This is a genomic window from Paenibacillus sp. F4, assembly GCF_002894905.1.
Classification (GTDB): Bacteria; Bacillota; Bacilli; order Paenibacillales; family Paenibacillaceae; genus Paenibacillus; species Paenibacillus polymyxa_B.
Window position 1 is genome coordinate 233,203 of the sequence record NZ_POVS01000015.1, and the last position, 23,439, is coordinate 256,641.

Below are 23,439 nucleotides of genomic sequence, written 5' to 3' on the forward strand. Positions count from 1 at the left end.
TACTCATGTTGTTTTTGTTCCTCCAAATAAATTAATAGTGTTGAATTATAACAATCGGTCTATATATAATAAACATGTTGTTATTTTTTTGTCAAAGTAAAAGTTTCAAATATTATATAATGAAGGATGCTGTATATGGCTGCTAAACCCGAATCATACGAGAATATCGTACAAACCGCATCGAAGCTCTTTTTTCATCAGGGGTATCACGCGACCGGACTGAATCAGATTCTTGCGGAGAGTGGATCACCGAAAGGGTCACTTTATTATTATTTTCCGCGTGGTAAAGAAGAATTGGCTTTGGAGTGCATAAGAAGAGGGAATGAGTTTATAAAGCAAAAATTAAAACAGACACTGGACGGGAATGATAATCCAGTACTAGCCATTCAGGATTTTATTCGTAATACAGCTGAGGAAGCAGACCGTACCGGCTTTAACGACTTCATGCCGATTGGCTTCTGGGCTGCTGCGGAAACTTCCTGTATTAGCGAATCGCTACGTCATGCTTGTGTGAATACATTTGCAGATTGGCAGCGCATTTATATGGAGCGTCTTCAGGAATCGGGCTGGGACGAGGAAAAGGCACACAGTCTGGCGGTACTTATCATTTCGATGCTCGAAGGTGCATTAATTTTGGCCGTTACGCAACAGAGCAGTGCTCCTATTTATAATATCGTGGATTACATTCCACAGTTGGTCAAATAATCCTGTCTCTTCAATTTTCAATCTCTCCTAATGAGCTCCAACAAGTAACTTTAGAGAGCCGATGTTCTCGTTTTTGAGAACTCGGCTTTTTTGTGGTTCTGAGACGTAATTTTACTCACATTACCAGCACCAAATGATGAAAAGTATGGTAAAATGGAATGAATTTGATTTTGATTTTGAGTGAAGGAAGGGTGATAGCAAGTGGCAAAAGCGAAGGTACCCAAACGGCCTACTCGGGATGAATTTGTACTGGAGGAAATCGGGAATCAGCTTGTAGAAGCACAACGAGAGCAATCTGAAGTTGTATTGACCGTATGGGGACGCGAAGAAACAACCCGTGGACAAATTGTTAAAATGGACCCGAGAACAGGAAAGGTTCATGTAGAGAGTAATGGAGAAACGGATAAAGTTCCTTTTATGGATATTATGAGTGTAAATTACCCGAGAGATTAGTTGTTGTGATTACATAAATATAGCAGATAGGGAAGAAAAGAATGACAAAGTTAGAGTCTCCCTTACTGCGTGGGAAAGTAACAATTTACAATTCGCGTATACAAAAACAACCGAGTGGTTTAGAGCCATCGGTTGTTTTTGTATACTGCTGCATGAGTGGGAAGAGAAAGCCGCGTTGTTGTATTGGCACTTGCCCTTGTACATGCTTATGTAGCTTTTATCGGGCTGGTATGACTGGCACGTGCTTCGGCTTTCTTAAGCACCTTACGATCAAAAATGAAGGGACCAAACGGCAACAGCGATGCAATCAAGGCTGCAAGACTTTGCAGTAGCGTTATTTTTCGCAGAATCAGCATGACCACAGTCGCTACAACATAGGCAACGAACAGTACCCCATGGATCATACCCACCCAGCTTACCATTTGTGGCATTCCAGCTGCGTATTTAAGTGGCATAGCGATACACACAAGCAGCAGATATGAAATCGCTTCAATATTACCAATGACACCAAACATCTTAAAGGCATTTTTGAACATAATACACCTCCTTCTCCTATTGCTTAAAATTTAATATATCCTATAATGCAATGTTATTAAACGGTAGAAAGTTACGATATATCGAATATTTATAGCTGAATCCAAAGGTTATGTCAGAGCTTTCACATGATTGAAGTATCTCCCACCAATGCTTCATTTCGCTGATTCCAACGTCCCACAGCTTAGCGTCCCCGGAAACGATAATCGTAATTTCGTTTAAATTGTTGCAACAAACAATGGGGCTTAGAAAGATGGCTTGGAGTAAGAAAAAACACTAAGCTGGTGTAGTTCGAAGGCTTAGCATATATTGTTTGCGCGACCCCTATCTGTAAAAAAGCTAGTGTGAAGCCTAAACATTTTGTATAGAAATTCCGATAACAGTTAAATGAATGTCTGTACATTATAGTGTTAATTTTAAGAGCTGGATTGCAGCAGAAGGGTTTGTAAGCTTGACTTATTAGTTTTGACAAATAAAATTTCCATACTGGTATCAAGGAGAGCATAGATTATGAATAAAAAACGTTTGCGTCAATGGATGGCTCCATTCGCAACGGCTACACTGATTTTGAATACGGGATATGGCATTTTGGCACCCGATGCAGTGGCTAGCGCGTTGTCGACTGAAAGGCATAACTCAAACCTAACAGGCCTGAATACAGCACAGTTACATACGAAATTAGCAACCGCTCAAGGTCGTCATGTGCCGGTTACTTCAGGCACGAAAGTGACTACGTTAACCAAAGGTTATGGTCAGAACACCTATCTCAACCAAATGCTAAAAGTAATGTCGAGCCAAATGGTTACTGCGAATATCGCGCTGGCAGAGGTAAGCAATCTGACAGCGGTTCCTACAGAAACAACAAAAGTATATTTGTCCTGGACCAATCCGTCGGACCTTAATTTCGACCATGTAAAAGTGGTTGGTGTCACTAACGATGTGTATGTAGATAATATTAGAAGTAACTCTTATATGTTGAGCGGTTTACAGCCGAATACGACCTATACCTTTCGAGTGAAGACGGTGAATAAGAGCGGAGATGAATCACAAGGTACGACAGTACAGGCCAAAACGGCTTCCATTGATGTCCCTGTAGATAAGACACCTCCGGGAGAGGTAAGCGGGCTGACAGCGACGAATGTCGGATATAACGCTTTTACCGTAAATTACATATTGCCTAAGGATGCTGACCTGAGCCAAGCGATCATCTATTTAAATGGTAAGGAAGTGCAACGAACTACAGGGACGTCCTATACGTTCAGTGGATTGATTGCTTCCACAAATTATACAGTTCTGGTCAAGACTATTGACAAATCCGGCAACATCTCTGGAGGAATCAGTATTCCGGTTACGACCTCAGCGCTTACCGTCGATACAGTGCCCGAAGTGACAGGAGCTTCAGTGACATCAGTTAATAACTATAGCGTCACTGTTTCCTGGACGAGACCCAGCGGAATTAGTACAGTGAGTCTGTATAAGGACGGGCAACTGGTAACCGATTCATCAGGAACATCCTATACATTCAACAATCTTTCTTCAGGGCAGGCCTATTCGTTCACGATTAGGTCCAAGCGAAGCACAGGTGCATTGTCCTCCGGTGTGAGACTGACTGCCACAACGGACAGTACGTCCTCCAATTCGTCAGAAGTGTCCAATCTTGAAGTAGATAGCAAAAGTGACACCTGGATCAAAATCACCTACGATATGCCGAGTAAAGCCGACAAGGTGAAGATATATGTTGATGGAGATTATGAGGGAACTACAAGCTCTGAGTCCTATAAAATCACGGATTTGCGAGAAGGACGCTGGTATGAGATTAAGGTCGTGACTGTTAATAGTAATGGAAGAGAATCTAGCGGTGTAAAGATATCAGAACGCACGGATTCGGATGGATACTATTCTTCTTCGTCATCTAGTTCATCGAATTATGAGAAAGCGAGAGATTTGATGCGAATTGCAGAAAACAGTCTGAATGCCTCGGACTGGCGTTCTGCCAGAGATGCAATCAGTGATCTGCCGAGCGGAACCCGTAAAAGCGATTTGCTGGATCGGTTAGAAGCTATTCGCAATAGAGCGATTGGTACCAGTAGTTCATCATCCGGGACGAGTTCTACAACAACAACTTCTGGTACAACGTCCTCATACCCTAACAATGCGGTTTCCTCATATTCAACTTCGTTCACCCTGACACCAGGAGCTAAATCAGCTTATGTCGATGGTCGTGCTACGACGATGGCTCAGGCTCCGCGAATCATAAATGGGGCGACGATGGTCCCGCTGCGCTTTATCAGTGAACGGATAGGTTACGAAGTAAATTATGAAAAGGCGACCAAAAAGATCATTCTGACTCGACCTACAGACGGCAAACAAGTAGTGCTTCAAGTCAAGAATTCGACCCTTGCCGTGTATGAGTTAAACAACTCCCGGAGTTATTCGACGAACATCACAGCTCCGGTTATTGTTAACGGCTACACGCTGGTTCCATTACGAGTGATTAGCGAGCTTTCGGGGTATCAGGTGAACTATAATACTGCATCCAAACAAATTACGATTACAAAATAAATGCTTCTGCAAAAAAGGGTTCTAGAGTTTTCACTTTAGAACCCTTTTTGTGTATTAAGAAGTGTATGTAAAACAATGACAAACTGTTACTCTGTAAACAAGTTATCTTGATTGAGAAGAATATCGAGTTGCTTAAGCTCGTCACTTGTTAGCCGAACACCCAGAGTTTGAAGATTGGACTCGATTTGATCAGGCTTGGTTGCACCTGGAATAATTAGATCAACGGCTGGACGCGTTAATAGCCAAGCTAGCGCAATCTGTGCAGGATCTGCACCCTAGTCTTTCGCGAATGCTTTGAATCGATCCACGCGTTCCAAATTTGCTAGAAACGCTTCTTTTTGAAATAAAGGATTATTCATTCGTGAAGTGTCATTAAAAACATCATTCTTCTTATATTTACCGGCCAACAGACCTGATGCGAGCGGGAAAAAAGGAATCAGTGAAATTTCGTGCTCTAGACAATAAGGAATAACGTCGGCTTCTGCATGACGAACCAGTAGTGAGTATTCAGCTTGAAGAACATCCAAGTGCTTATTAGCATTAAAAGCCTGAAGCTGCTCAAAGCTTAAATTTGAAGCGCCAATGGCTTTGATTTTCCCTGACTTCTTCAGCTCTGCAAGTGTGTCAGCAGCTTCAGCCAGCGGGGTACGGCTATCGGGAAAATGAAGAAAGAAAATGTCAACATAGTCTGTCTGTAATCTCATTAGGCTGTCATCCACAGCCTTACGTAATGCAGCTGGACTATTGTCGACTTCCAGATGGCCTTGATTAAATTGGGGGTTAGAAGAAGATTTAGTAGAGATTACAAGATGTTCACGGCCACCATAATCCCGGATGGCTTCACCGATTAACTCCTCAGAGTGACCCATTCCATACAGAAATGCGGTATCAATGAAATTGATTCCTTTTTCAAGGGCAGTCCTAATTAATTGTCGGCTTAGAGTATCATCGACTTTTGGATACATCATTGAATTACCTACCACACCTGCTCCAAAACCAAGTTTAAATGCTTTTAATCCTGTTTTTCCTATTGCTATTTGATTCTGGGCATATGGATTATAGGCTTTGCTATTTTTTATTTTACAGTTTTTCATAAAGAAGCATCACCTGTTCAGCAAGACACATAGCAATCAATTATCCAAGTGCTGACCGAGGAGGGGAATACCATTGTCGTTATCGAGCATAATCTGGATGTGATATATTATTGATCTGAGACTCGAAGGTGGTAGCAATGGAGGGAACACAACTATTGTGTTTATGATTTCGAATGCGATACAGGCAACCCCAAATGGGGTTGCCTGTATTTTTGTCTACATATATGTGATTGTATTAGTTGAATAGTTGATGATTTACTTTTTGTATTTGATGATCACATCGGTAATGAACTAATTGGAATTTTAATGCTTACCTGTCCGCCGCCTGTTTGGGTGGAGTTGGCAATAATCAACTTTCCGCCATGTAGATTGACAATGGATTTTGTTATATACAGGCCCATACCGTAATGTCCACTTAATCTTCTGGACGAGTCACCCATATAGAACTGCTCGGCGGCCTGTTTGAGGCCTTCCGGAGAGAAGCCTGGGCCTTCGTCTAAGATGCTGAACCGAATGCAGTCTTCCACAGACTCTACGGTCAGCTGGATCTCGCTATATTCAGGCGCCTGATCTACCGCATTAGAAGCAACATTCATAATGGCTCGCTCAAGTAGAACTGGATCTGCATACAGCGTCTTAGGGAGGTTATATGCAGCGAATGCTACAGATATTTTTTTGACAGCAGCCAAGGCCATTATCCGATCTTTCACTTTCGTTAAATAGAAGTCAGCATCCATCGTTTCCGCCCGCAGGGTGACTAGTGTTTCCGCTTTTGAAATTTCAATAAGAGTCTTAATGTACTGCTCCATCTGTTTGGTGCTTTCCGATATATAATCCGTATAGTTCTTTTGCTCTTCGGACTGATCGGTCTCGGACAGCAGCTCTACGTTTCCACGAACGATAGTGAGTGGTGTTTTGACATCGTGTGCTAGGGCGGATATTTGCTCGCGCCGGGATCTTTCGAGATTCCATTGTTTCTGAAGCGAAGTCTTTAACGTTTCTTTCATTTTATCCATGGAATGGAGGACCTGATCGATCTCCATCACGCCACTGAATTCGATTGAGAAGTCCAGATCCTGTGCTTGAATTTGTTTGGTGGCCTGCTGCAATCCACTCATCTTACGTGCCAGCTTTCGTCCGAAGGAGGAAGCCAGCAAGGCACCTCCCCCCAGAAAGGCGATACAGAACACGGCAAAAAAGGACAATTCCGCGTTCGGCAGGTATTGACGCAGGATAGGAAGTTCAAACTGAGCCGAGACAGAATAGCGCATCACAGTAACTTCATCATGATGTGAGACTTTTACATAGTTATAGGGAAATTGATAAGCAGTATCGTTCTGCTGCGTAACACTCCAAGCAGTTTGAGCCTGCTTTTCAGAAAGGTTTCCCTCAATGAGGCGGCCTTCCGAAGTGAATAACGCGTACTTGTACAGTTTTATCTGAGAATCCGGCTGCAGGATCTTGCCCGCTTCAATGATTGACTTGTCCTCCCGTACCTGCTTCTCCGCATAGTTCGCGGGAAGAATGGTTCCATAAGACATCAGGACATAGAAGATGAGAACCAGGAACAGAGCGAGCGCAATCGTCCCGATACAGAACATAACTAAATAACCCAGAAAAATGGTTCGTAGTTTGGTTGTCTTGCGTGCTTGCTGTACTTTGGTTACTTCCATCGGTACCCGATCCCCCAAACCGTCTCCACTGGCGAAACCTCTACTTTGCCAAGCTTGATTCGGATATTTTTGATATGCTCCACGATGGTGGCGGAATCGCTGTCCCCATCCAAGCCGAAGACAGCTTCGTAAATCTGCTCTTTAGGGAACACCTGTCCCCAGTTCAGCGCTAGAAACTTACATATCTCATATTCGCTTTTGGTAAACGGGACTACAACATTCTGAACGGTGATTTCCTTGCCGGACAGATTGAAATGAACTTCCCCGATGCAGAATACATTACGCCGTTCACGATTCTCCCGTCTGAGATGGGCGTTGATTCGTGCGCGCAGCTCTCCAGCCCCGAACGGCTTGACAATATAATCGTCGGCCCCTTCCCCAAGCCCCAACATCACATCGTTCTCCATGGATTTTGCGGTGAGAAACAGTATTGGACAGTCTACCTTGCTGCGAATTTCTCGGCAGAGTGTGAATCCGTCCAAGATAGGCATCATCACGTCAAGCAGGATAAGGTCAAATGCTCCGAGCTGCATGGTGAGAACCTGTGGGGAGGCGGAGACCACCGTGACAACATGGCCATCTTTCTGCAAAATATTTTGAAGGAGTGCCAAAACGGCGGGTTCATCATCAACGGCCAACAAGTTTGCCATACTTTATTCACTTCCCTTACTTTCTTAACTTCAATTCTTAATCCAACGAATGTTGTCCTTCCCAATGACAAATCCATAAACCTAATAATACCATGATCGCTAAAGTCCCCACTACGCAATATCTGATTCCCGAATCAAGCTGTATAGCTTCAGGAATAGCGTCTACTGAGCTTACGCTGTATTGCACCCAGATCGTGACGAACCGGGCCGCCCAAGCAGAGGGGAAGAATATCCAATTCTTTTCCCCCAGACCTGTAAGAAGCAAAGCGGACAACAAGCTCTCTACAATGCCGAGGCCGATGGAAGCTCCTTTGCCGAACCGCAAACTAATAAAAAAATGCAGAAAATAAAGGAATATACTGGACATAAACAGAATGCAGGCAGCAAGCACAAAGAACTCCATGTCATACGGAGACTCTTTCAAAAGATATAGAAAGCCAGCCCCAAAACCGCCAGAGGCAAGCAGCACACTGCCAAATCCCAAGATCATGAGCAGGCTGAGCTTGCTCATGAACGGTAGCAACTTCACTGGCGAGATCAATAGCTGCTGGAAATTGCCAGCGACTGCCTCCTGCTCAACAGCAATGGAGCAGACAATACCAATCATGGTAGGAAGAACCACGGCCAAGACCTGCAAATAGCCGTCCACCTTTGAAATCGGTGAATACGGAGTAAAGGAATAATAGGCTAGAAAGATTGCTATGCCTAAAAGCGGCACAAACAGCTGCACAAGCAGTAAGGGCTGCCTTCTAAGTTTAAGCACATCGGATTTCAGATAGCGGAAAAAAGAAATCATCTTATTTAGCCTCCCGCTTGCGGAAGGACATCGCCGTCAGTATCGACAGAATTATAAACAGGCAGATTGTGATCACTAGGCCGGGCACAATCACGCCTTTATCCAAAAGCGGATCTCCTGAAGGAACGGCAAGCCCATTAGGTAGCACTTTAATGACGGCGCACATTAATCGGGCTGGAATAGCATAAGGGACCGCCCACCACACAGAGGACGTAGCGAACAAAATGGTGCAAGATACGTTGCCCAGCATGTTAATAATTAGAGTGGCAAACATGCCTATTCGGTCCGTCAGGAACAGGCAAAGTGGAACTTGCCACAAAAAGGTGATGAAGAGGATTAGAGTTGCAGCAACGCTTCCTGCTAGTGTTACAGAAGTTGAGAATACGAATCCGCCAAGAGTTATCCCTATAAATAGGACAATAAAGGAAACCATTAAGAGTCTTACGCAAACCCCGATTTTACCGTACCATACCTGAGCCAAATCTACAGCCATGCCGAGGACAGCACGGTATTTCAGCTTCTTGCCATCCTTTTGGATCACTCCTGAGCACATTAAGGTGAGGGCACCTGGCAGCAGCATGAAATACCACCAATTGTAGCTGGCGCTTTGGAGCATACGTCCCCCCATGAGTACGGTACACAGAAGAAGAGTAGCGATGGGGGCAAGCCAGACCAACTTTTTTGTGAAGGTATGCTTTAATTTTAGATGTTCGGCGGCTATATATTGCTGCATCCTACTCATCCCCTTTTCGGTATTCCTGTGCAATCTGCATGAACAACGATTCCAGGTTTTGTCCTGGAGTGACCGCCTCTTGATAAGCTAATACGCCGCCGGCAATGATACCGACATGGTCAACGATTTGTTCGACTTCGGATAAAATATGACTGGAAAGAATTACGGTAATTCCTTGCTTCGGGAAGGAACGAATCAACTCACGTTGCTCCTGAATACCAATGGGATCTAGTCCGTTGGTTGGCTCATCTAAGATCAATAGCTTGGGATGATTGAGGAGAGCAATGGCAATGCCCAGCCGCTGTTTCATACCCATCGAGAACTGGCCCGAGCGCTTTTTCCCGGTATGGGTCAAATCAACCATGTTCAGCACTTCATCAATCTGCGAATCAGGCAATCCCAGCAACGTTGTACGAACTTTGAGGTTCTCTCTAGCTGTCAAATTCTCATAGAGTGGAGGGGATTCGATCAGTGCACCGATCTGAGCAAGATCTTTTCGGGACCAGGGTTTTCCTTGAAATAAAATCTCACCGGATGTCGGGCGTAGCATACCGGTTAACATTTTCAAGGTGGTTGATTTTCCAGCCCCATTTGGGCCAAGTAGTCCATAGACGGAATTCTCCTGAATAGACAGTGTGACGTTGTTCACCGCCTGTTGTCGTCCGAAGGTTTTGCAGAGATTTTTAGTCTGTAAAATAATGTTATCCATATCATTTCATCCTTTTCATTCGTTCTGACAACTACTTTAAAGATCAATTCTAAGAACTTTATAAGGATTTAAAATATTAATTTCAAACTTTATGCATTCATGCACTATTCGCTATAATGGATACAGTGATTTAGGAAAGGGATGTAATCATGAAGAAGATCATCGTAATTGGATCAGGAATTCTGGGGGCATCGACAGCGTACCATCTAGCAAAAATGGGTGCTGATGTCATTATTGTAGATCGTAAAGATAAAGGACAGGCTACTGATGCCGCCGCTGGCATTATCTGTCCCTGGTTATCACAGCGACGTAATCAGGCTTGGTACCAGCTGGCAAAGGCAGGCGCACGCTTTTATCCTGGGTTGATTGATGAACTCAAAAGCGAGGGAGAAACAGAAACTGGCTATGCTCAAGTGGGTGCTCTCAGTATTCATGATGATTTGGAGAAAATCAAAAAAATGGAGGAGCGGGCACACTTACGACAAGCGGATGCACCGGAAATCGGTGAAATTACCCGGCTAAATGAAAAAGAAACCCATGAACGGTTTCCTTTGTTAGTAGAAGGTTATCATTCTGTTCATATTAGCGGTGCCGCCCGTATAGATGGTCGTGCGCTGCGGGATGCGTTGGTCCGATCAGCACAAAAAAACGGGGCGGTCCTTATACAAGGAAATGCTACGCTTCAATATGAGTCCGTCCATGTAACGGGAGTAGTGGTCGGTGCAAAAAGCTTCTCGTCTGACAAGGTCATTGTTTGTGCAGGTGCATGGGCCAATCAACTACTGCTGCCTTTGGGCATTCATTTTAAGGTTAGTTATCAAAAAGCACAAATTATGCATTTGCAGGTTCCTAATAGGCAAGACACAGGCACCTGGCCTGTAGTCATACCGCCTTCTGATCAATATCTGCTGGCTTTTGATAAACAGAAGATCGTAATAGGGGCAACTCACGAAAATGAAATCGAAGGTTACGATACGAGAGTAACAGCAGGTGGTATGCAGGAAATTCTGGACAAAGGTTTAGAATTGGCCCCTGATTTAGCAAACAGCACTTTTCAGGAGGTAAGAGTTGGTTTCCGTCCTTTTACACCCGGCTTTCTACCGGTGATCGGAGCTGTTCCAGGCTGGGATGGTCTTATAGCGGCAAATGGGCTTGGAGCATCCGGGTTGACCATGGGCCCCTTTATTGGAAATCAGTTGGCAAAGTTGGCACTTGGAATGAATTTAGATATCGATATCAATGATTATGATATTCGAAAAGCAATAGATGAAAGTTGATTCTTGACCGGAGAAATGAAGTCGCCACAATGGCGGCTTTTTTAGCGATATAAGATTTTTTTCTCAACTTTAAGTGAACTTATATCGCTAGCCGAAAAGGGCAATTACAGGTTTCCATTTTAAAGATTAGATAACCATCTAACCGTTGAGTAGTTTATAGAGATTGACTCATATTAATGTTCAAAACTCCGCTACGTAAGAACAAGATAAGTGACATACTAAAACAAATCACAGTAAACAGGCTAACGGAAATAAAACCACCAGAGTGTGCATATAGCATTCCCGCTGTGAAAGAGCCAACCGCCGTACCACAATACATAGAAGAATTGGCAAGTGATGAAATTGTTCCTCGTGCTGTAGCAGACAGGCTTTGAAGCAAACTCATCATAAGTGGAAAAATCATTCCAAGGGTGAGGAAGATCAGGAAATATGTAATTTCGACATAAGTTACGCTGGGTAAATATGGAAGAAGTAAATAAAGCAGGCCGATGAAGATTATGCCATATTTCAAAGAGTGTCTAGCACCTACTTTATTAACTAGGCTACTACCAAATAAGCTGCTGATCGTATTTCCTAAACCAAGGAACAGAATTACCGTACCAATACTTGCAACATTGAGGCTGAATTTATCGGAAAGCCATGTGCCAATAAAAGAGAAAGCAGCAAAATTTCCGAGCTGGAATAGGAGGTAGGCAAGAAAAGCGACCTTAGGTGTTGATCCGCGTAGTAATGAACGATATCTACTCTCAATAGAGGAAGCCTTATGCTTCTGTACAGAAGCAGGCAAGGAGGGCAAGAGAACAGCAGTCAAAATAACGATCAAGAAGGTGCAGCAACCAATCATAATAAAAGGTGTTTGCCACCCTGTGGTAGCGAGATAGCTGCCGATGGGCACACCCAGCATTTGGGAAACGGCCAATCCTGCGGTAGCAACCCCCATGGTTTTTAACACTTTATGTGGTTGAACCAGCTGAGGAATGGCAGCCCAAACTTGAGGCGACGCGAAAGCGGCGCTAATCCCAGCCAATAAGCGAAAAGCAAACATGGTCCAAAAATCCGTGGCAAAGCCGCAAAGTAAAGTAAAGATACCAAAACCAAGCAAGCCGAACAGTAGTACTTTTTTTCGATTCCATTCATCTGACAAAGGTCCTGCAATTAGGGCAAACACAGCATAACCTAAAGCATAGGCCGAAACGATCCAGCCTGATTGCTCGATAGAAATACCGAAACTTTCACGAAGAATAGGTAAAAGAGGCGATACAATGAACGTATCAGTGCCGATGAAAAACATGATAAAGAAAAACAAGGTGATAATTTTATTCAAAACTAATTCCTCCATTTGTTCTATTGTTCGATAATTTTGGAACAATAGAAATATAACATTGCAATATGTTATAATGCAACTATAATTCTTTGTTCAGGCGGTGAACGGATTTTGAGAACACTGTATCATCCTAGCGTTAATGAAATTACTCTATCTACAGTTTTATATGCCCTAAGTGACCCGATTCGGCTTAATATCATCAAGATTTTGGACGAAAAGGGGGAGCAATCCTGTAGCTCGATAGATATTTCGGCCCCAAAGTCAACCTTGTCCCATCACTTTAAGGCTCTTCGGGAATCAGGAGTCGTTCATACAAGAATAGAGGGTACCCAACGCTTCATTTCAATACGGTACGACGATGTGAATTTACGATTTCCGGGCTTGCTATCGGCTGTACTGATGGGCTTGAAGCAATAAAACAAAGGTCTAGTTAGCATGATGCTGACTAGACCTTAATTGACGGAGGCAACGATATAAAATCATAAGTTGCCGCTTATTTTGTAGTTAGAGGGAGAACAATTATTCTATACGTCATTCATCATGTCATTGAGATGCGAATTCTCCAACGATTGTGTTAGGGTTTGCATGTTTTTCAAGTAGTCGATTTTATAGATACAGGAATAGATCACATTTAATACATAGTCAAAAGCAATTTGCGACGAAAATGTACCAATCTTGGCATGTTTTACTTCATCATTAGGCACCCGGATACAGATATTACTGAGTTTGGCCAATTCACTTTGATTGGTTGCTGTAATTGTGATAAAAGGGATATTTTCATGTGCGAAATGCCGTGCTGCTTTTAAAAAAATCGGCGACTTTCCGTGGTAAGTTAAAAACACAGCGCAGTCCTGTGTCGTAAGATTAGCCGTATGGTAAGCCCATTCAGACAGCTCCGTAGCTATAACCACATACTTGTTTATTTTCACCAATTTATTTTGAAAACTTTTCGCACGGATTTGTGAATCGCCTAACGCATATATAAAGATCCTTTTCGCTTGATCCAGCAATAGGGCTGTTTGCGACAATGAATCATCATCCATGAATGTAAAGTTTTTTTCAATCGTTTCTTTCATTAATTCTGCAATTTCTTTCGCCACTTGAAGTGGGGATTCATCAAAACCGAAGGGATAGTTGGGGTCTACATTGGAAATGTTCTGGGTGTTCTGCTGAAACTCCCGAGCAAGTTTGATTATAAACTGCTTGAAGCCCGATAGCCCAAGTTTATGTGTTAATCGATTAATTGCGGAATGCGAAGTATACGTTGCCTTTGCAAGCTCCTGAATATTTAAATGCAGGATACTTTCCTTATGAAGTAAAATATAGGATGCAATGCTTTTTTCGTTTGGTGTAAAGTTTTGCATTTCTGATAATTGCATCAGTATTTTCAACAGGTTCACCCCGGCTCAATTGAATATAACGTTCGGAAAATAATATGAAATAAACATTTTGTTTAAAAATAAACAACCATTTTTAAAAAAAATCGGTTGAATGTACCATTTTGGTGGCGAATCCTTTACGATCAACGTTCTTCTTTTATAATAAATGAAAAAGAGCCTAAGGGGGAAATAATATGCTTACCATCGGTTATATTGGAAATGGGAAAAGCACGAACCGTTATCATCTTCCTTTTTCATTGAACAGAGCTGAATTGAAAGTGAAGACGATATACGCCCGTAATCCAGATAAAAGGGAGTGGAAAAAAATCCCTGATGTGCTGTATACAAATAATATTGAATCTCTAATGAACGATAAGGAGATTCAGTTGATTGTTATCTGTACACCTGTAGAATCCCACTACTCTTATGCAAAAATGGCGCTAGACCACGGGAAAAATGTACTTGTTGAGAAACCTTTTATGTTAACCAAAGAAGAAGCCGTGTCGATCTTCCAATATGCTAAAGAGAAAAATCTGGTTATACAATGCTATCAGAATAGACGTTACGATTCGGATTTCCTCACTACCCAGAAGGTTATTGAATCAGGAAAGCTTGGAGATTTGCTAGAGGTGGAGATGCATTACGATTATTATCGCCCTGAGATCCCGAACTCCACTTCTCATTTTTCCAAATATAACAGTTACCTATATGGACATGGCGTTCATACCATTGACCAGGTTCTTTCCTATTTTGGGAAGCCGGACACAATCCATTATGATGTTCGTCAATTGCTGGGTACTGGAAGAATGAATGATTACTTTGATCTGGATTTTTATTATCCCTCGCTCAAGGTATCCATCAAATCCAGCTTTTTTCGCTTAAAAGAGCGGCCGGGTTTTGTTGTATACGGCAAAAAAGGCGTTTTTATAAAGCAAACGAAGGATCGTCAGGAGGAGCATCTGAAATTATACTATCTGCCTAAGGGACACTCCGATTTCGGCATCGACCAGCCCGAGCATTACGGCATCTTAACATATCTGGATGATAAAGGCGAGTATCATGAAGAAAAAGTCGTTTCTGAAAAGGGAGACTATGCTCGAGTATATGACGATATCTATCAGTCGATCGTACTTGGTAAAGAAAAAGTGATTAAAGACGAAGAAACGATAATTTGTATGGAAATACTTGAAAAAGGTATAGAGGAGTGCAACTAAAATGAAGTTGGGAATTGTCGGAGCAGGGATGATCGTAGGGGATCTATTGAGCTTTATTCAGGATATCCCGACTATTTTATTAAAGGCAATTTGTTCTAGACCTAGTCATGAGGAAAAATTACTGGATTGGCAACATAGATATGGAATCTCTCAGATTTATTCGAATTACAGCGAGATGCTGATGAATCGTGAGGTGGATACAATTTATATCGGGCTGCCTAATCATCTTCATTATTCATATGCCAAAGAAGCATTACTGAGTGGTAAACATGTCATTTGTGAGAAGCCGTTTACTTCCAATTTGCAAGAATTTCTAGAGCTAAAAGAAATTGCTCAGGAAAGAAAACTGGTATTGGTGGAAGCCATTACGAATCAATATTTGAAAAATTATTTGTCAATGAAGGAGTATCTACCTAAACTGGGTGAGATCAAAATCGTTGAATGCAACTATTCTCAATACTCATCTCGGTATGAAGCTTTCAAAGCGGGAATAATCCAGCCTGCGTTTAATCCGGAAATGTCTGGTGGAGCCTTGATGGATATTAATTTATATAATATTCATTTGGTTGTTGGATTCTTCGGGAGCCCTAAGAAAGTGGAGTATTGGGCGAACATGGAGCGTGGAATTGATACTTCAGGTATGCTGCTGCTTGATTACGGCGATTTCAAGTGTGTCTGCATAGGTTCAAAAGACAGTACGGCCCCCAATGCCGTGAACATTCAAGGCAATAAGGGCTATATACACATGGCAAGTTCAGCTAATATATGCGACTGCTTTGATTACACTGCGAATAAGGAAACGCCAATTCGGGTGGACCTAAAAGATCATTCGCATCGAATGTATGACGAATTCGTTGAGTTTGACCGTATCATCGAGGAGAAAGATTTGGAAAAAGCCTCGGATATGCTTGAACACAGCGAGAAGGTCATGAATGTGATTGAGAAAGCCAAGCAGTCCGCCAATCTTGTATTTGGCCCTGATAAACACGATCTATAATACTTTTAGATCAGTTAACGAACTGAATATTAAAGTAGCAACTCGCTAGGGTTGCTTCTGACTCGCTGATTTGAGAGTAGCAGACATAGTAGCCTGCTACTCTTTTTTTTCATCAGATTCACAATTTCCGGTCCAACAGCATGCCTATTTGCTCTGCCATCTCGACAGGAGGGAGAGGCTTATCATTCAAAAACCACCACTCCATAATTCCCACCACAGCGGACGCTGCATAACGGACAACCACTTCTTCGTTTAGTCCCCGATTTCTTGCTTCATTCATGTCGACCTCTTCCCGGAGTTCATCGATCATAAATTCAAGAAACCGAGTGCGGAAGTAAGGGGCGCCTTTGCTCACCAGCATCGTGGAGAAAAATAAATAGTTAGCCTCAAAATATTCAAACCAAACAATTTCGGCCTCTGTAAAGCTCAAATGAGCCGATTCAATACATAATCTTCGAAGTTCATTGATGTGTGCGGCGATCAGCTTATCCAGCAAATCATATTTGTCCACGTAATGAAGATAGATGGTTCCCCGGCTTACATTCGCTTTGTCGGATAGATCCTGAATCGTAATATGGTCGAAACTCTTTTCGGCCATCAACTCCGTTAATGCTTTTTTCAAGGCTTCCTGTGTTTTGAGTATTCTTCTGTCTACTTTCACTGTGTTCAACCCCTAAACTTCTAAATGATAATTGACTGTTTTAACTTATATGTCTATTAATGAACAAATCAAGCGTATTTAACAATTGCAAGCATTCTGTATCAGCTTATAATAATAGACACAAGTTCAATAATGTATCTATTTCAATTATAGATGCATTTATATGAAGGATCAATGCAAATGAAGAAAGAGGAGATATCACATGTCAGATACTCAAAAACTTACGGCTGCACAGCGAACGATTGGGGACTTCTCACCAAAGATCGTCGAGCTGACCGACAAGGTGCTGTTTGGGGACGTTTGGGAACGCAAAGAGCTGGACCCACGCGACCGCAGCCTCATTACCGTAGCAAGCTTGATCACCGGAGGGAATTCCGAACAACTGGGCTTTCATTTGAGTAAAGCCAAAGACAACGGCCTAACGGAAGAGGAACTGATCGAAGTCATTACCCATCTTGCCTTTTATGCGGGCTGGCCGAAGGCGATGTCCGCTATTACAGTTGCCAAAGAACTATTCGCAAAAGAAAACTAAGTCTCAAAGCAAACATTTTATATCCAATCTCAGAACCTCAATTAAGCAATTTAAATTAGAAAGGATGTTCATTCTCTATGTCCAATATTCAAGATAAAGTCGTTATTATTACAGGTGCTTCCAGCGGAATCGGAGAGGCAGCTGCCAAAGAGCTGGCATCTAAAGGTGCGAAGCTTGTGCTGGCGGCTCGCCGTGAAGACCGTTTACAAAAGCTGCAAGAAGAAGTTGAACAAAGCGGGGGTACAGCCATCTACAAAGTAACCGATGTGACATCGCATGAACAAGTGGAGGAGTTGGCTTCGTATGCACTTCAAGAGTTTGGGAAAATCGACGTACTTATCAATAATGCCGGAGTCATGCCGCAATCGTTTCTCTTTAAGAAGAAAATTGATGAATGGGATATGATGATTGCTATTAATATCAAGGGACTTTTGTACGGGATTGCTGCTGTTCTGCCTGCGATGCGGGAACAGAAATCTGGCCATATCATTAATCCGGGGTGTCCAGCAGACGGGCAAGCCTGAGCACGGCGTCCTGAATGGACGATTCCATCCGGCCGACGAACAGGGCACGCTTGGCATTATCTTTTGACGTGACCTTAATATCACAATCGTTCAGTACTTCAAGGATCTGGTTCTGTGTAAATTCGAGCTTGAGACTCAGGTAAGGAGAGTCAGCAGACGCTTTTATAATTTGACCGATCACAGGCAGATTCATGGAAGCGATCAGATAATTGGACGGTCCATATTCAAATCTCTCCTGTGCCAGCAAAATTTCTTTCAGACCTTGAACGACAACACAAAAAGAAGGCTTGTAAACCCGATAAGCGGGCTCAGTTAAGCTGGAATGCTGATATAAAAATAGGGAAGGGATCGCCGTTTCCTTGGCGCTATTCTGAAGCGAGTGACGCTCGATTAATCCGGTAAGCTCCTGTTGCTGTTGAATAAGGTTCTCGGACATTCAAATCCTCCTTGCAGGTTTGTCTGGTCCCATTATAAGACTTATCCGCCTGTAGCAACAGTAGCCGTGATAGGATTGGGCAATCATTTAAGACGAATGAGATACCGCTTCGCTTTCTCTGTTCGGCATAATAAGACTAAGCTCACAGAATCAAGCTAGGGGGAGAACAACAGAATAGCTGAAGCGGAGGGAGTGACAGAAGCCTCTAAACTACCGTAAGCATAACGACATTATCAAAGAACAAGTTTAAAAAAGGGAGGAGATGAATTATTTGAATCGTTGGTTTAGGAACTTATTGGTTCAAAGGCTTATCACATTAATAGAGTTTGAAGAACATGAATTTTTCAAAAAATTATATAATAGTTCTCTTGATAGGATAGTAAGTCAATCAACAAATGGAAAATAATAATACTTATAATTACAAACCTCTAACTAGATAAAGATAGAATCATAATAAGAAAGGAAGATGTATGATGGAAAAGCGTAAATTGGGAAATAGCGGTCTGGAAGTTTCTGCAATCGGACTTGGATGCATGGGAATGAGTTACGGTTATGGGCCGGCTTCGGACCAAAAGGAAATGATCTCGGTCATTCGGGAAGCGGTCGAGCGCGGCGTGACTTTCTTTGATACTGCCGAAGTATACGGACCCTACACGAATGAAGAACTCTTGGGCGAAGCTCTTCTTCCTGTTCGAGATCAAGTCGTGATTGCCACGAAGTTCGGCTTCAATATCCAGGATGGCAAGCAGTACGGGATGAACAGTCGCCCTGAGCATATCAAGAAAGTTGCCGAAGAATCGCTTAGTCGGCTCAAGATTGAAGCCATCGACCTGTACTATCAGCACCGGGTCGATCCAGATGTGCCGATCGAAGAGGTAGCGGGAGCCGTGCAAGATCTGATCCGGGAAGGAAAGGTGAAGCACTGGGGATTGTCTGAAGCAGGAGTGAAGACCATTCGTCGTGCACACGCGGTTCAGCCACTCACTGCAATTCAGAGTGAATATTCCCTGTGGTGGAGACGCCCCGAAGAGGAACTCCTCCCTGCCCTAGAGGAGCTCGGTATTGGCTTCGTTCCGTTCAGTCCTTTGGGCAAGGGGTACCTGACGGGGAGTTTTAATGCAAATACGACATTCAATCATGGCGACTTGCGTAGCGTTCTTCCACGTTTTACTCCAGAAGCCCTGGAGGCCAATCAGGTGCTGGTCGACCTGCTTAAAGAGATGGCTGAGCAGTTAAAAGCAACGCCAGCCCAAATCGCACTCTCCTGGCTGCTAGCCCAGAAGCCGTGGATCGTTCCAATCCCGGGCACACGGAAATTAAGCCGTCTGGAAGAAAATCTAGGCGCAGTGGACATTGAACTCACATCCGAAGATGTGCGCAATATTAACAGCGCAGCCTCGCAGATCACTTTGATGGGCGCCAGATATACGGAGGAGCTGGAGAGAAGAACGGGTCTTTGATCTAATTCTTCAAGTCATAATCCAATCATGAGGAAATCTCTTTTGTTAAAGTAAATAATTGAGATGAGAAATCGTATTTCTCCGCAATATTAAGATCCTGTCCCGCCTTATGGGGCGGGGTGAGTATAAGTCCAATGTTCATTAACTCGCTGCCGGTAAAAAAGCATTAAAATCATCCCTAAAATCGAAATAGCGGCAGTCATGGACGAGGAAATAATGTCCTAGAACTGCCGCTATTTTATTGAACTATCGTATCCGTTTGCGTAATAGTTAATAAACATTTATTTGTTCGCGGCACTGATTGCTGGGTCTAGGATATCCCACTCAATCTGTTTGCCAGCAGGAACCACGAGACCATGTCCTTTCAGTAACGAAAAGAGCTTATCCATCCATGGGGTACGCTTTTTGGGGATTGACAGAGGTATGGCTGCATGAGAAAATGTACGCGCGTACATAAAATGATTTGGAGGTGGGTAATATCGTTTCGCGCAAGGAAGTAGCAGAACTTTCCGGCGTGTCTGAAGCGACGGTATCTCGGGTCTTGAATGCAGTAGGTCCTATCAAAGAGGATACGCGGAGAAGGGTTCTGGATGCAGCTAATCAGCTTGGATATGTACCCAGTGCGCTGGCTCGTAACTTTGCCCGAAGCAAGAGTGGCCATCTTGGTGTAGTTATGCCTTATGTCCCAAAGGCGCACCTGTTCTCAGCCTATTTTTTCTCTGAGATGCTGAGCGGTATCGGAAACAAGGCCAGAGACAGCGGGCTCGATCTGCTTCTATTGTTCCGAAAGCCGGGGGAACGGATTGATTACAGTAGTCTTTTTCGCCAGCAAAGGATCGATACCTGTATCATCCTTGGAGCCAGGGATGACCACGATGAGGTAGAAGCTCTAAAGAGACTTCAGGAAGAAGGACGTCCGTTCTGCGTCATGAATCACCATTTTGAAGGGCAATCGTTCTGTGAAGTGGATGCAGATCATGTAGAAGGCAGCCGGGCGGCTGTAAGTCACCTCATCGAGCAGGGATATAAGCGGATTGCCTTTCTCAACGGCCCGGACATCTATTCCAACAGTACTGAGCGATTGAAGGGTTACCGTACCGCGCTTCAGGAGGCCGGTATTGAATATGACCATGATCTGCTTCTGGAAGGTAATTACAGCCGTCGAAGCGGGCTCGAAGCCTCAGCTACAATCGCAGGCAAATTGAATGATATTGATGCTGTATTTGCGGCGAACGACCGGATGGCCCTCGGGGTAATGCAGGGTCTCCGTGAGCGCGGACTGGCAGCTGACCGGTTTCCGGCGTTTGTAGGCTATGACGATTCGGATGCGGCTGAGATGGCTGTTCCGCCGCTAAGCAGTGTCCGCGTACCTTTTTATGAGATGGGGGAGCTTGCAGCCTCGAAGCTTATACCCGATTCTCTGAATCTTATTCCAGCCCTGGAACTAACCGGGCGCGACTCGATAAGAGAACTCCTGTCCACAGAGCTGATTATCAGGGCGTCATCCATTCGTCAATAACACCATTCGTCAAAAATTCGTTGAAACTCAGACCCATAAGGAGGATCACGACATGTCTAATCGTCTTCGTATCGGAATGGTTGGCTACAAATTTATGGGCAAGGCTCACAGCAACGCTTACCGTAGTCTACCCATGTTCTTCCCAGATGCCCCGCTGCAGCCAGAGATGTCCGTTATCTGTGGACGCAACGAGCAGGGGGTTCAGGCAGCTGCCCGCCAGTTCGGTTGGACCGAAAGTGTTACGGATTGGCGTGATCTAGTGAAACGTAACGATATTGATCTCATTGACATTAACGCCCCGAGTAATGCCCATAAGGAAATTGTCGTTGAGGCGGCCCTTCATGGCAAGCATCTGTTCTGTGAGAAGCCACTTGCGCTCTCGCTGGCGGATTCACGTGACATGCTGCAGGTAGCAGAGGAAGCAGGGGTCAGACATATGGTAGGCTTCAACTACCGTTTTTCTCCGGCTGTCCAGCTGGCAAAGCAGCTAGTCGAGAGCGGACGCCTAGGCAAAATTTATCATTTCCGTGCCTTTTTCCTTCAAGACTGGATCATGGACCCGTCCTTCCCACTGGTATGGCGTCTGCAAAAAGAAGTGGCCGGTTCTGGCTCTCATGGTGATCTTGGCGCCCATCTGATTGATCTCGCTCGCTTCTTGGTCAGCGAGTTCCATGAAGTGATCGGCATGAGCGAGACATTCATCAAACAGCGCCCGTTGGCTTTGGAGATGAGCGGGTTGAGCTCCAAAAGGAGTACTGAAGCAAATGCTCCGATGGGAGAAGTGACAGTCGATGATGCCACGTTGTTCCTGGCACGCTTCGCCGGAGGTGCGCTGGGCAGCTTCGAGGCCACACGTTTTGCTGCCGGACATCGGAGCACAAATTCATTCGAGATCAACGGTAGCCTAGGCAGTGTGCGGTTTGACTTTGAACGAATGAACGAACTGGAAGTGTATTTCACACAGGATGAGGAGGACGTTCAGGGCTTTCGCCGCGTACTCGCTACCGATCCGGCACACAAGTACTCCGAAGCCTGGTGGCCTGCAGGACATACGATTGGATTCGAACATACCTTCACCCATGAAATGCTAGAGATGTTGAGTGCCATCTCTGAAGGACGGCAACCGTCGCCGAACTTCCGCGACGGTGTTGCTTGTCAGGCTGTGCTTGAAGCGGTAGAACGATCCATAGAGGAACGCCGCTGGGTATCCATTGAAGAAATGTAGTATAACAATACATTCCGAAAGGTGAGTGGATTTCAGATGCGCAAGGCACTGATTGTATGGGGTGGATGGAACGGACATGAGCCGGAGCAGGCGGCGGCCATTTTTGAACGCATTTTGAAGGAAGAGCAGTTCGAGGTGAAGGTGTCTAATACCCTGGAAGCCTACCAGGATGCTGAGAAACTGCTTGACCTGGACCTGATCGTTCCAATGTGGACCATGGGACAGATTGAGCAGGAACTGGTCAATAATGTCTCAGCTGCGGTTCAAAGCGGCGTAGGTCTCACAGGCTGCCATGGCGGCATGTGTGATGCCTTCCGGAACAACGTGGACTGGCAGTTCATGACAGGCGGGCAATGGGTTGCGCATCCCGGCAATGACGGCGTAGAGTACATGGTGAACATGAAGCGCGGCTCCAGCCCACTTCTAGACCATATTGAGGATTTTCAGGTCAAAAGCGAGCAGTATTACCTCCACGTAGACCCGGCAGTTGAAGTGCTGGCAACCACACGCTTTCCGATCGTACCAGGCCCCCATTCAGCCAATGGCCCGGTGGATATGCCTGTTGTATGGACGAAGCGCTGGGGGAACGGCCGCGTCTTCTACAATTCGCTGGGCCATCACGCAGATATCATAGATATGCCTCAAGTGACCGAGATGATGCGCAGCGGGTTTCTGTGGGCAGCAGCAGGCAAACAGGCTGTGGCCACCCGGGGTAGCTCTCTGGCAGAGGCTTATACAGGCATGACAGACAACCAACAGCGTTAGCGTGGACACGAATAGGATGAAGCGTTAGCGCATCTGACAAAGATTTTTACAGCCTGTATCCTCATCCTCGGAAAGTACTGAATGCAGAAGGGCAACAGACAAGACGGACGGTAAGATCGTTAGGCGTGTATTCTTATGCAATGATGTCCCGATTGAATTCGTATTTCCAGTCTCCATTTGATTGATACATTGATGATTTGTAATTTTACAATATTTA

At 44.3% G+C, this 23,439-nt stretch carries 22 protein-coding genes and 2 pseudogenes; 13 read left to right on the forward strand and 11 right to left on the reverse strand.

What is annotated here, in order from left to right; all coding sequences use genetic code 11:
* The first annotated feature begins 135 nt into the window (after window positions 1–135).
* Together C1T21_RS18035 and C1T21_RS18040 are read left to right on the forward strand one after the other, a co-directional pair.
* Window positions 136–705, forward strand: coding sequence for a TetR/AcrR family transcriptional regulator (locus C1T21_RS18035; RefSeq protein WP_103049225.1), 570 nt, complete (start codon window positions 136–138; stop codon window positions 703–705).
* Window positions 706–906: 201 nt separating this feature from the next.
* The gene (locus C1T21_RS18040) at window positions 907–1,158 is read left to right on the forward strand and encodes a YolD-like family protein (RefSeq protein WP_061828313.1); all 252 of its coding nucleotides are present in this window, start codon (window positions 907–909) and stop codon (window positions 1,156–1,158) included.
* Window positions 1,159–1,364: 206 nt separating this feature from the next.
* Here C1T21_RS18040 and C1T21_RS18045 read toward each other — a convergent pair whose 3' ends face one another.
* The gene (locus C1T21_RS18045) at window positions 1,365–1,694 is read right to left on the reverse strand and encodes a DUF3817 domain-containing protein (protein WP_061828314.1); all 330 of its coding nucleotides are present in this window, start codon (window positions 1,692–1,694) and stop codon (window positions 1,365–1,367) included.
* 508 nt (window positions 1,695–2,202) lie between these two features.
* On the opposite strand from C1T21_RS18045, the gene C1T21_RS18050 reads away from it, so the two are divergent.
* The gene (locus C1T21_RS18050) at window positions 2,203–4,254 is read left to right on the forward strand and encodes a fibronectin type III domain-containing protein (RefSeq protein ID WP_103049226.1); all 2,052 of its coding nucleotides are present in this window, start codon (window positions 2,203–2,205) and stop codon (window positions 4,252–4,254) included.
* 86 nt (window positions 4,255–4,340) lie between these two features.
* On the opposite strand, the pseudogene C1T21_RS18055 reads toward C1T21_RS18050, so the two are convergent.
* The 6 genes and pseudogenes from C1T21_RS18055 to C1T21_RS18080 form a co-directional block, all read right to left on the reverse strand.
* Window positions 4,341–5,348 (reverse strand): annotated as a pseudogene (locus C1T21_RS18055) (aldo/keto reductase).
* Window positions 5,349–5,623: 275 nt separating this feature from the next.
* Window positions 5,624–7,021: a HAMP domain-containing sensor histidine kinase gene (locus tag C1T21_RS18060; RefSeq protein ID WP_103049227.1), complete on the reverse strand. Its 1,398-nt coding sequence runs from the start codon at window positions 7,019–7,021 to the stop codon at window positions 5,624–5,626.
* Complete coding sequence (locus C1T21_RS18065; RefSeq protein ID WP_103049228.1) at window positions 7,012–7,671, reverse strand: response regulator transcription factor; 660 nt, start codon at window positions 7,669–7,671, stop codon at window positions 7,012–7,014. The genes C1T21_RS18060 and C1T21_RS18065 overlap by 10 nt, the downstream gene beginning before the upstream one ends.
* A 37-nt stretch (window positions 7,672–7,708) precedes the next feature.
* Window positions 7,709–8,467, reverse strand: coding sequence for a lantibiotic immunity ABC transporter MutG family permease subunit (locus C1T21_RS18070; RefSeq protein ID WP_103049229.1), 759 nt, complete (start codon window positions 8,465–8,467; stop codon window positions 7,709–7,711).
* A gap of 1 nt (window position 8,468) precedes the next feature.
* A complete protein-coding gene (locus C1T21_RS18075; RefSeq protein ID WP_103049230.1) occupies window positions 8,469–9,200 on the reverse strand; it encodes a lantibiotic immunity ABC transporter MutE/EpiE family permease subunit in 732 nt (243 codons plus the stop codon).
* Between the two features lies 1 nt (window position 9,201).
* Window positions 9,202–9,909 carry a lantibiotic protection ABC transporter ATP-binding protein gene (locus tag C1T21_RS18080; protein WP_069289620.1) on the reverse strand — a complete coding sequence of 236 codons (708 nt, stop codon included), beginning with the start codon at window positions 9,907–9,909 and terminating at the stop codon, window positions 9,202–9,204.
* A gap of 149 nt (window positions 9,910–10,058) precedes the next feature.
* On the opposite strand from C1T21_RS18080, the gene C1T21_RS18085 reads away from it, so the two are divergent.
* Window positions 10,059–11,186, forward strand: coding sequence for an NAD(P)/FAD-dependent oxidoreductase (locus tag C1T21_RS18085; RefSeq protein WP_103049231.1), 1,128 nt, complete (start codon window positions 10,059–10,061; stop codon window positions 11,184–11,186).
* Between the two features lie 154 nt (window positions 11,187–11,340).
* Here C1T21_RS18085 and C1T21_RS18090 read toward each other — a convergent pair whose 3' ends face one another.
* Entirely contained in the window at window positions 11,341–12,510 is a 1,170-nt protein-coding gene (locus C1T21_RS18090) for an MFS transporter (protein WP_103049232.1), read from the reverse strand.
* Between the two features lie 111 nt (window positions 12,511–12,621).
* On the opposite strand from C1T21_RS18090, the gene C1T21_RS18095 reads away from it, so the two are divergent.
* The gene (locus tag C1T21_RS18095; RefSeq protein ID WP_103049233.1) at window positions 12,622–12,927 is read left to right on the forward strand and encodes an ArsR/SmtB family transcription factor; all 306 of its coding nucleotides are present in this window, start codon (window positions 12,622–12,624) and stop codon (window positions 12,925–12,927) included.
* Between the two features lie 107 nt (window positions 12,928–13,034).
* Here C1T21_RS18095 and C1T21_RS18100 read toward each other — a convergent pair whose 3' ends face one another.
* The gene (locus tag C1T21_RS18100) at window positions 13,035–13,901 is read right to left on the reverse strand and encodes a MurR/RpiR family transcriptional regulator (RefSeq protein WP_103049234.1); all 867 of its coding nucleotides are present in this window, start codon (window positions 13,899–13,901) and stop codon (window positions 13,035–13,037) included.
* Between the two features lie 182 nt (window positions 13,902–14,083).
* Between C1T21_RS18100 and C1T21_RS18105 the strand changes: the two genes are divergently transcribed.
* Entirely contained in the window at window positions 14,084–15,103 is a 1,020-nt protein-coding gene (locus tag C1T21_RS18105) for a Gfo/Idh/MocA family oxidoreductase (protein ID WP_103049235.1), read from the forward strand.
* Between the two features lies 1 nt (window position 15,104).
* Window positions 15,105–16,100 carry a Gfo/Idh/MocA family protein gene (locus C1T21_RS18110; RefSeq protein WP_103049236.1) on the forward strand — a complete coding sequence of 332 codons (996 nt, stop codon included), beginning with the start codon at window positions 15,105–15,107 and terminating at the stop codon, window positions 16,098–16,100.
* 118 nt (window positions 16,101–16,218) lie between these two features.
* Here C1T21_RS18110 and C1T21_RS18115 read toward each other — a convergent pair whose 3' ends face one another.
* Window positions 16,219–16,761 (reverse strand): TetR/AcrR family transcriptional regulator, encoded by a 543-nt coding sequence (locus C1T21_RS18115; RefSeq protein ID WP_180984611.1) that lies wholly within the window; start codon window positions 16,759–16,761, stop codon window positions 16,219–16,221.
* A gap of 202 nt (window positions 16,762–16,963) precedes the next feature.
* Between C1T21_RS18115 and C1T21_RS18120 the strand changes: the two genes are divergently transcribed.
* On the forward strand, window positions 16,964–17,293 hold the full coding sequence (locus C1T21_RS18120; protein ID WP_103049237.1) for a carboxymuconolactone decarboxylase family protein: 330 nt from the start codon (window positions 16,964–16,966) through the stop codon (window positions 17,291–17,293).
* A gap of 77 nt (window positions 17,294–17,370) precedes the next feature.
* Window positions 17,371–17,787 (forward strand): annotated as a pseudogene (locus C1T21_RS18125) (SDR family oxidoreductase); the annotation flags it as partial.
* Here the strand turns inward: C1T21_RS18125 and C1T21_RS18130 are convergent.
* Window positions 17,783–18,253 (reverse strand): AraC family transcriptional regulator, encoded by a 471-nt coding sequence (locus tag C1T21_RS18130; protein WP_258012524.1) that lies wholly within the window; start codon window positions 18,251–18,253, stop codon window positions 17,783–17,785. The pseudogene C1T21_RS18125 and the gene C1T21_RS18130 sit on opposite strands and share 5 nt — an antisense overlap.
* A gap of 473 nt (window positions 18,254–18,726) precedes the next feature.
* On the opposite strand from C1T21_RS18130, the gene C1T21_RS18140 reads away from it, so the two are divergent.
* The 4 genes from C1T21_RS18140 (at window position 18,727) to C1T21_RS18155 (ending at window position 23,222) form a co-directional block, all read left to right on the forward strand.
* Complete coding sequence (locus tag C1T21_RS18140) at window positions 18,727–19,713, forward strand: aldo/keto reductase (RefSeq protein WP_180984612.1); 987 nt, start codon at window positions 18,727–18,729, stop codon at window positions 19,711–19,713.
* 463 nt (window positions 19,714–20,176) lie between these two features.
* Window positions 20,177–21,232: a LacI family DNA-binding transcriptional regulator gene (locus C1T21_RS18145; protein ID WP_180984613.1), complete on the forward strand. Its 1,056-nt coding sequence runs from the start codon at window positions 20,177–20,179 to the stop codon at window positions 21,230–21,232.
* Between the two features lie 52 nt (window positions 21,233–21,284).
* Window positions 21,285–22,457: a Gfo/Idh/MocA family protein gene (locus tag C1T21_RS18150; protein WP_103049239.1), complete on the forward strand. Its 1,173-nt coding sequence runs from the start codon at window positions 21,285–21,287 to the stop codon at window positions 22,455–22,457.
* 36 nt (window positions 22,458–22,493) lie between these two features.
* Window positions 22,494–23,222 (forward strand): ThuA domain-containing protein, encoded by a 729-nt coding sequence (locus C1T21_RS18155; RefSeq protein WP_103049240.1) that lies wholly within the window; start codon window positions 22,494–22,496, stop codon window positions 23,220–23,222.
* Window positions 23,223–23,439: the final 217 nt, after the last annotated feature.

Excerpts from the sequence above, each read along its gene's own strand:
- C1T21_RS18035 (WP_103049225.1), top strand. The coding sequence starts at position 136 with ATGGCTGCTAAACCCGAATCATACGAGAATATCGTACAAACCGCATCG.
- C1T21_RS18045 (WP_061828314.1), bottom strand. The coding sequence starts at position 1,694 with ATGTTCAAAAATGCCTTTAAGATGTTTGGTGTCATTGGTAATATTGAA.
- C1T21_RS18050 (WP_103049226.1), top strand. The coding sequence starts at position 2,203 with ATGAATAAAAAACGTTTGCGTCAATGGATGGCTCCATTCGCAACGGCT.
- C1T21_RS18060 (WP_103049227.1), bottom strand. The coding sequence starts at position 7,021 with ATGGAAGTAACCAAAGTACAGCAAGCACGCAAGACAACCAAACTACGA.
- C1T21_RS18065 (WP_103049228.1), bottom strand. The coding sequence starts at position 7,671 with ATGGCAAACTTGTTGGCCGTTGATGATGAACCCGCCGTTTTGGCACTC.
- C1T21_RS18070 (WP_103049229.1), bottom strand. The coding sequence starts at position 8,467 with ATGATTTCTTTTTTCCGCTATCTGAAATCCGATGTGCTTAAACTTAGA.
- C1T21_RS18075 (WP_103049230.1), bottom strand. The coding sequence starts at position 9,200 with ATGCAGCAATATATAGCCGCCGAACATCTAAAATTAAAGCATACCTTC.
- C1T21_RS18080 (WP_069289620.1), bottom strand. The coding sequence starts at position 9,909 with ATGGATAACATTATTTTACAGACTAAAAATCTCTGCAAAACCTTCGGA.
- C1T21_RS18085 (WP_103049231.1), top strand. The coding sequence starts at position 10,059 with ATGAAGAAGATCATCGTAATTGGATCAGGAATTCTGGGGGCATCGACA.
- C1T21_RS18105 (WP_103049235.1), top strand. The coding sequence starts at position 14,084 with ATGCTTACCATCGGTTATATTGGAAATGGGAAAAGCACGAACCGTTAT.
- C1T21_RS18110 (WP_103049236.1), top strand. The coding sequence starts at position 15,105 with ATGAAGTTGGGAATTGTCGGAGCAGGGATGATCGTAGGGGATCTATTG.
- C1T21_RS18120 (WP_103049237.1), top strand. The coding sequence starts at position 16,964 with ATGTCAGATACTCAAAAACTTACGGCTGCACAGCGAACGATTGGGGAC.
- C1T21_RS18130 (WP_258012524.1), bottom strand. The coding sequence starts at position 18,253 with ATGTCCGAGAACCTTATTCAACAGCAACAGGAGCTTACCGGATTAATC.
- C1T21_RS18140 (WP_180984612.1), top strand. The coding sequence starts at position 18,727 with ATGGAAAAGCGTAAATTGGGAAATAGCGGTCTGGAAGTTTCTGCAATC.
- C1T21_RS18150 (WP_103049239.1), top strand. The coding sequence starts at position 21,285 with ATGTCTAATCGTCTTCGTATCGGAATGGTTGGCTACAAATTTATGGGC.
- C1T21_RS18155 (WP_103049240.1), top strand. The coding sequence starts at position 22,494 with ATGCGCAAGGCACTGATTGTATGGGGTGGATGGAACGGACATGAGCCG.